General features: G+C 72.4%; 5 protein-coding genes and 1 pseudogene. 1 reads left to right on the top strand and 5 read right to left on the bottom strand.

Going from position 1 to position 7,960, the window contains the following annotated elements; genetic code table 11:
* From ABZ532_RS26560 to ABZ532_RS26540, 5 genes and pseudogenes are all read right to left on the bottom strand, one after another.
* Positions 1–756, bottom strand: a pseudogene (locus ABZ532_RS26560) (hypothetical protein); the annotation flags it as partial.
* A 2,452-nt stretch (positions 757–3,208) separates the two neighbouring features.
* Complete coding sequence (locus ABZ532_RS26555) at positions 3,209–3,367, bottom strand: DUF6760 family protein (RefSeq protein ID WP_361288728.1); 159 nt, start codon at positions 3,365–3,367, stop codon at positions 3,209–3,211.
* Entirely contained in the window at positions 3,364–3,861 is a 498-nt protein-coding gene (locus ABZ532_RS26550) for a hypothetical protein (protein WP_361288725.1), read from the bottom strand. Before ABZ532_RS26550 ends, ABZ532_RS26555 begins: the two co-directional genes overlap by 4 nt.
* Positions 3,861–4,304, bottom strand: coding sequence for a phage tail protein (locus ABZ532_RS26545; RefSeq protein WP_093764440.1), 444 nt, complete (start codon positions 4,302–4,304; stop codon positions 3,861–3,863). Before ABZ532_RS26545 ends, ABZ532_RS26550 begins: the two co-directional genes overlap by 1 nt.
* Positions 4,305–4,363: 59 nt before the next feature.
* On the bottom strand, positions 4,364–5,962 hold the full coding sequence (locus ABZ532_RS26540; RefSeq protein WP_361288721.1) for a phage tail sheath subtilisin-like domain-containing protein: 1,599 nt from the start codon (positions 5,960–5,962) through the stop codon (positions 4,364–4,366).
* A gap of 230 nt (positions 5,963–6,192) precedes the next feature.
* On the opposite strand from ABZ532_RS26540, the gene ABZ532_RS26535 reads away from it, so the two are divergent.
* Complete coding sequence (locus tag ABZ532_RS26535) at positions 6,193–7,893, top strand: DUF4157 domain-containing protein (RefSeq protein WP_361288718.1); 1,701 nt, start codon at positions 6,193–6,195, stop codon at positions 7,891–7,893.
* The last annotated feature ends 67 nt before the right edge of the window (positions 7,894–7,960 follow it).

Raw genomic sequence — 7,960 nt, 5'->3', positions numbered from 1 at the left:
CGGCGCGCCAACCGGGCCGGTGAGGGCGGGAGCCGCCGGGTGCGCGGCGAGGCTCTCCGGCGCGGAGGCCGGGGCCGGCAGTGGGGGGCGCTGGACGGCGGCGGGCGTGCCGCTCCCCGCCGCCGCAGGCGGCGGCACGAGTGCGCGGGCAGCGGGCCGGGGTGATGACGGCAGTGGGCCATAGGCTCGGCCGTCCGCTGTCGGCACACCATCGGGGAGGGGCAACGGCACGGGGGCAGGCGCGGCCGGGACCCGCGTGGCGGCGGACCGCTGGACGTCCGGGGCACCGAGACCGAGCCGGGGCCCCGGTGTGGTGCCGGGCCGTGGCGCGGCGGCGCCAGGACCGGCCGGGAGCACGGAGTCACCGCTGGGCGACGGGGTGACCGGGCCGGTCGCCGGAGCGGCCGGGGCTGTGGTCGAGGCGACCGGGCCGGTCGTCGGGACGGAAAGACGCTGGACGGGACGGCCCGGAATCAGCGGGGCCCGGCCGCTGTTCTTCACGGCACCGTCGGCCGCCGGGGCGCCGCCGAGCGGCACTCCCCCACCGGTGGCGGCCGCGCCGTGCGTGGATCCGCGGTCCTTGGAGCGCTGGACAGCGGGGGTGGCCGCGGTGGACGGGCCGCCCGCCGCCGATGGTGCGGACAGGGGCGCGGACCGGACTGTCGGAGCCTGAAGTGTCCGTGCCGTGCCGGGCTTTGCATCGCGCTCTGCCGCAACGGCCGGCGCGTCCGCCGGCGCCGAGGGGGTCCCGCCCAAAGTGCCGTGGTGCGGAGCCGTCGCCCCGGCGTTCCCCGGAAGCGCACCGCCGCGTGGCACGCCCGAGTGCCGGGCCCGCACCACCGGCACGGCGGCCGCCCGCGGCGGGGCGGACGCAGCCCCGGGACCCGCGTTCCGGGGCTGCGGCGCCTTGGGCGTCGTGCCACCCGGTGCCTCAGGCCGCCCTGCAGGAGTCCTGGACGCCACGGCGCGCCGCACTGTCGGCGCCGGACCGGCACCGACACCCCCGCCCGCGTTGCCGGGGGCCGGTGAGGGCGGGGTGCCTGGCGTACCCTGCGCACGGCCGGACGACGCTGCCGGGTGCCGCTGCACGGACTGCGGTGAGGGCAGCCGCCGCAGCCGTACGGCGGCGGCGGCCGGAGCCCCCGGACGGTGGGCGGCCGCGGGCTCCGACGGAAGGGTGAGTGCACGGGCAGGGGTCAGCGCCCGGGCGGGGCGCGGTGCGGGAGCCTGCTGCCGCGCGATCCCGGGGGTGGGTGCGGCACGCCGCTGCACGACTGGGGAAGCAGGAGCCGACCCGATTGTGTCGCCGGTGTCGCGGACGACCGCTGTCCCTGCGGAGGCCGGTGCGGTGTCGACAGACGGCGGCGTGACCATGCGGCTCACGGGAATCGGGTCGGACACCGAAGGACCCGGGGCTGCCGGGTGGGCGGTGGACGGAAGCTGCAACGGGTCGGTGGAGCGCTGAACTGCGCTTGCGGGAGCTGGTGTTCGTGGTGCGGCACCACTCTTCGCGGCTCCCTGATCGGAGCCGGAGGCCGCATGTCGCGACGCGGGCTGCCCGGCGCTGCCCGGCACGGCCCGCCCGATGAGAGGCGTCGCGTCGGAGGGCGCCGCGGACACCGGCGCACCGAGCAACGGCCTCCGCTGAACCGGCCCACCCGCCGTCGCGCCCGCCGCCGACGCGGCCGGACCGGCACCAGAGGCCGACGGCCTCACCGGCGCGGTGACCGACGTACGCGGCAGCACACCACCCGGAGCAACTCCCCCGTCGCCGGCGGACGCGGTCCGCTGTACGGACGGCTGTCCCGCATCGGCCCCAGCGGGCCCGGACACGGACCTGCCTGGCGCCGGCCCGGCCGGACCGGGTGCACCGGAACCCGGTGCACCCGGCAGCGCGGAAGGTGCCCCTTCGTCAGCCCCGCCCGCACCATCCGCCACGCCCGCGCCGGATCGCTGAACGGCCGCGGACACACTCGCGGCAGATCGCCCGTCCGGCACCGTCACCGGACCGGCGGCGGCACCCGCAGGGGCCGAATCCACCGTCCGGGCAGCCGGAAGCTCCCTCCGCTGCACGGGCGGCTGTGCGTCGCCGGACACCGCGGGTCCAGGCAGGGGGGCCGCGTCGGAAGGCGCCGCGGACACCGGAGCGCCCAGCAACGGCCTCCGCTGAACCGAACCACCCGCCGTCGCGCCCGACACCGCACCCGTCGCCGAACCGGCCGGACCCGCACCGGTCACCGACGGCCTCACCGGCGCGGTGGCCGACGTCCGCGGCAGCACACCACCCGGAACAACCCCACCGTCACCAGCGGACGCGGTCCGCTGCACGGACAGCCGTTCACCGCCGGGCACAGCAGGCCCGGGCGCGGGCGCCGCATCGGACGCTGCCGCGTCGGAAGGCGCCGCGGACACCGGCGCACCAAGCAGCGGCCTCCGCTGAACCGACCCACCCGCCGTCGCGCCCGCCGCCGAACCGGCCGGACCCGCACCGGAACCCGGTGCACCCGGCAGCGCGGAAGGTGCCCCTTCGCCAGCCCCGCCCGTACCGTCCGCCACGCCCTCAACAGACCGCTGCACAGCCGCGGGCACACCCGCGGCAGAACCCCCGTCCGGCGCCGGACCGGCGGCAGCATCCGCAGCCGGAACCGCCGTCCGGACAGCCGGAAGCTCCCTCCGCTGCACGCTCCGCGCCCGGGTCAGCGCGGCGGGCCGCGTGGCGGGGACCGTCACGGGGGTCACCGCGACACCCAGAGGTCGTACCGGCTCGGCCATCGGCAGTGCGGCACGCTGCACCGCCGGGGCGCGGACCGCGTTGCCCCCGCCACCGTCAGGGGCGACAGGCAGCGCGAGCGCAGGCAGCTCAAGACCGGCGGACGCGGGGGCCGACGCGGTCAGTACGCCGTGCACCAGCCCGCTCGGCGCCTCGTCGAGGACCGCATGGGACAGCGGCGCGGCGAAGGCGGGGCTGCGCCATGTGGTCAGCCGGCTGCCGAACCCGCCATCGGTGACCGGGGCCTTGACGCCGTCGGTCACTCGCTGGACCGGGGGCAGACCGGACCACCCGGCCGACCGGGTCACACCGGGTGAGGGTGCACCGAGAGGTGCGGAGGAGCCCACGGGTGCCACGGGCGAGTCCGTGCCGCCCGTGGGGCCCACGTGGTCGTGCTGCGCCCGGTCCCTGCGGAACCGGCTGAGGAATCCCATGCCGTCACCCCTGTGCCGAGGCACGCGCGACGAGTCCCGCGATCTGCTCGGCGTAGCGGCGGCGGTCGTGGTGTTCGAGGTCCAGGATCTCCTCCAGGTCCCAGTGGAAGTGGTAGGCGACGTACGCGATCTCCTCGTGCAGTCGGTCGGTCGCGTACGTCACGATTCCCCCAGGCGGCTCCCGCCGAGTTCGACCTCGAACGGCTGCTCGCAGTGCGGGCAGGTGACCCCCGCCCGGGTGTGTCCCTCGGCGTTGACCTGCCGGTAGAAGTCCTGGAGGAACGCCAGGTCGGAGGCGAACATGTTCTCCACCACCCCGTCGTGCACCAGCGGCAGCGTGCCGAGCCGGGTGATCACCCGGCCGAGCAGCACCACCGACAGATACGCCGGGTTCTCCTGGACCCGCATGTCCCGCAGCGGCACCAGTTCGTCCCGGGCGGTCGCGAGCCGCATGACGCCGTCACGGTGGACGGTGCCGGACTCGTCGACGTATCCGCGCGGCAGCTCGAACGCGAACTCCGTGCGCAGCTGTTGGGCGTGTGCGGCTGGGGCCGGGGCGGCAGCGGCGGGCGGCTGCTGCCCCGGTTCCGCACCGGCCCCCGGCTGGGGACTGTCCGTGAGCGCACCCTTGCCGGCGCCGGGAGCCGTGCGCCGCATTATTCGATGACCAGTTCTTCGAAGGTGATGGTCACGGTCTCGGTGAGCGCGGACGCCTCGCCGGCCTTCACGGTGCTGGTGTCGATCTTGCTGCACCAGGCGTTGCGCATATTGTACCGCTTGACCGGGTTGTTCTGGTAGTCCATCACCATGATGGTGGCGTTCTTCCGCGCTGTGGCCATCGCACCGTTGACGGACTCGTTGATCCACTGGTTGAAGGCCGCGGACTGCGTCATACCGCGGACGACGGTGCAGGTGCCCGCCTTCTTCACACCGGGCATCTTCTTCGTCACCGGCTTGCCCTGTGCGGAGACCTGCTGGTACTCGATGACGTCCTGCTCGATGCTGAGGCCGCTGACCTCCGCGAGGTACTCGACCATCACCCCGTCGATCTGGAGGCCGAAATTGTGTGAGGTGAGGGCGTCACCCGGCTGGAGACTCATCTATCTCTGTCTTTCTGCGAATTCTGCGGGACACGGAAGTGCGGGGCTGCGAGGGTGGTCTACTCCTCCAGTTCCCCGCCTCCGCTGGTGAACTGAGCGAGGCGGAACACCACGAACTCGGCCGGCTTGACCGGTGCGATGCCGATCTCGCAGATCACACGGCCCAGGTCGACCGACTCCGGCGGGTTGGTCTCCTCGTCACACTTGACGTAGTAGGCCTCTTCGGGCCGGGCCCCGAAGAGGGCGCCACTGCGCCACTCGTTGACCAGGAACGCCGAGATGTTGCGGCGGATCCGCGCCCAGAGCGCGTGGTCGTTCGGCTCGAACACCACCCACTGGGTGCCGATCAGGATCGACTCCTCCAGGTAGTTGAAGTACCGGCGCACGTTCAGGTAGCGCCAGGCCGGGTCGGAGGAGAGGGTGCGGGCACCCCAGACGCGGATGCCGCGGCCCGGGAAGGCGCGGATGCAGTTGACGCCCACGGGGTTGAGGAGGTCCTGCTCCCCGCGGGTGATCTGCATCTCCAGGTCCACGGCGCCGCGTACGACTTCGTTGGCCGGTGCCTTGTGCACCCCGCGCTCGGAGTCGTTGCGGGCCCAGACACCGGCGATGTGACCGCTCGGCGGAATCATGCGGGCCTGGCCGGTGGCCGGGTCGAAGGACTTGATCCAGGGGTAGTAGAGGGCCGCGTACTTGGAGTCGTAGCCCGCGGTCTCCTGGCGCCACACCTGGACCTGGCGGGCGTTGAGGCCGGGCGGGGGGTCGATGACGGCGACTCGGTCGCCCATCAGCTCGCAGTGTGCGATCAGTCCGAGCTGGACGGCCTTGACGCCCTCCAGGTCGATCGCACCGCGCTGGTAGGCGGCCATCAGGTCGGGCACCGCGACCATCGAGATCTCGTCGACCGCCTCAAGGCCGCCGAAGCCGGTTCGGTCGGCGGAGTCGCCGAGGTACTCGGCCGGGCCGGGGTGCGATGCATGCGCCACCTCCGTCGAGGGTGCGCCGCCCGTCGAGGCCGGGGCCGATGCGGGCAGCGCCACGGTCTGGTTCTCGGGCCGGGCGAGCTGGGCGGCGGGGGCCGCCTCCTCCACGGTGATGAGCTTGGAGCGCTCCTTGACCTGGGTGACGACGTAGTTGCGACCGCTCCTCTTGGCGGAGACGTTGAACGTCTCGGCGACCTCGTCGCCGTTCTTGACGATCAGCCGGAACCGGTCCGCCGCCCCTTCGCCCTCCGGGTCGGCGACCTCGACGCTCAGCGAGCCGGGCGCCAGGGCGGTCACGGTGAACGTACCGAGCTGACGCGGCTCCCCCGGGGGCAGCGCGGCCGGGGTGCCCGAACCGGCCACGGCCGAACCGTTCGCGGCGGGCACGGAGGCCTCGGAGGCACCCCCGGATGCGCCGCCGACCCGGACGACATACGCGGCCGTACCGCCGTTGTTGAAGAAGCCGTAGACGCTGTGCGCCAGGTAGTACCCGTCGGTGAAGTCACCGAAGGCTGCGACGTACTGGGTCCAGTTGGTCACCAGGGTCGGCTGGTTCAGCGGACCGTTGGGGGCCAGCCCCACGAAGGCCGCCACCGACGTCCCCACCCCCTCGATGGGGCGCGAGCCACTGGCCACCTCCTCGACGTATACGCCGGGCGACAGGTAGGACGGCATGCTCTTCTCCTCGGGTACGAGACACGACAGCCTTCACTGTCTGCAGTGAAGGCCTTGTTCGGAACGGTCGTCCGTACCTGTTCGGGGGCACGGCCGTTGCCCCGATGGGCAGTTCGTCAAACCCGGCAGCACTTCGACTGCACGTATCTGCCCCTGAGGCTGCCCTCAAAGCCCTGTCGGCAGCGGCGGCGAGCGGGTAACGCTGGGATGTCATCCAGCGAGGGAGCATCGTGCGCGGACAAGAGCAGAGGACCGGCAGCCAGGCCGGGGACCGGGACAAGGCCCGTGGGAGGGCGTCGTCGAGCACGTCCGCGCAGCGGCTCCTGGCACTCCAGCGTGCGGCGGGCAACGCGGCGGTGTCCCGCGCGGTCGCCGCGGAGCGGCACCAGCACTCCGCCGGCTGCGGACACGACCAGCAGCAGCCCGCCGTCCAACGGAGCTCTCTGGTGCACCAGGTGCTGGGCTCACCCGGCCGGCCCCTGGACACGGCACTGGGCAGCGAGATGTCAGCCCGGTTCGGAGGCGTCGACTTCAGTTCCGTGCGGGTGCACACGGACACCGTCGCCCAGCGGTCGGCGGCCGAGATCGGGGCGAGCGCGTACACCTCCCGCAACCACGTCGTGTGGGACGGCCGGGACAAGCACACCCTCGCCCATGAGCTGACCCATGTGGTCCAGCAGAGCCAGGGTCCCGTCGCCGGCACCGACAACGGCGGCGGGCTCCGGGTCAGCGACCCGGGCGACAGCTACGAGCGCGCCGCAGAGGCCAACGCGACGCGGGTGATGGCGGGTCCCGCTCCGGTGCAGCGTGAGGTGGGGCCGCATGACGGCGGGCACGAGCAGGCCTCCGGCGTCCAGGCGCACGGCGGCGACCACGCGGGGTTCGTGCAGCGAGCCGCGGTCGGCTTCGAGTTCCAGCAGTTGAACAGCGAAGTCGAGGTCGACATGGAGAACGAATACGAGGAGCCGTACCAGATCCCGACCCAGCACTACGGCCGGCAATGGTGCGTCGTCCAGGATGGCGACGCCAATCTGGAGTTCGTCACGCAGCCGTTCACCGACATACGCCTGCTCAACGCGGTCATGAGTGAGATCTCGCGGGTGGCGCAATTGATATACCGCCAGACCAGGGCCGACCAGAGGCAGGACCCGGACGCCACGCCCGAGTTCGAGCTCGGTAATGAGGAGGTCACCGTGGTTGTGACAGAGGCCGACAACATGGGCCAGCCACAGGTGAATCCAGATGTACCGCTGGACGCCTTGCCTGGCATGAATATGCTGGCGAATTCCGACGATGAGCACTCCGAGAACTTCTACGGCGTCGACGGCGGGTACTGGCGGTCCGACGAGACCCAGGACGAGATGTCGGTCAACGCCGAGGTCGCCGCGAAGATCCTCAAGATGAAGGACAGCAGACTCATCAGGTATTTCAAGATGAGCGAGACGGCAACGGCCGAACAACTCGCCAGTGTGCGCGGCATGTTCCAGGCCATGGCCTCGGCCGCCGTTCACCTCTCGACGTTCCCGACGCGAGTGGAGAAGGACATGCCGCTCCTGCTCAAGACCGACATGGGCACGTTGTGGAAGAGCCTTGTCGATGACGGGGTGATCGGTGCGAGTGTGGACGGGAACAAACTCACCGCGCTGCTGAAGTCGCTGCACGACGAGCTGGCGGAGAGCAGCCAGGTCTGCCGGGATGTCGTCGACGAGGTCATGTCAGGGCGAGACCCGGTGTGGCCCAGCGGAAAGCGGCCGGTCGACATCGGACGCCCGGTCGACGAGTGGAGCGACCCGACGGGTGACCGCAAGCAGATCCTGGTGGAGCTGCGGCGCGTTCCGATCATCCCGGTGGAATCGTGGCCGGCCTTCGCTGCCAACTCCTACGCGCACTTCATCAACGACCCTGACAACCACTACCACAAGGCTCTGTGAAGACGGTTCCCGGGAGCCCCGACCGCGCCGTCCGGCGCGGTCGGACCGCCGGCCTCGCCTCTTCGGG

The sequence above is a fragment of the Streptomyces sp. NPDC019396 genome (assembly GCF_040632375.1).
Lineage (GTDB): Bacteria > Actinomycetota > Actinomycetes > Streptomycetales > Streptomycetaceae > Streptomyces.
Note: the sequence above shows the minus strand (reverse complement) of the source record. Positions and strands in the feature narration are given on the sequence as shown.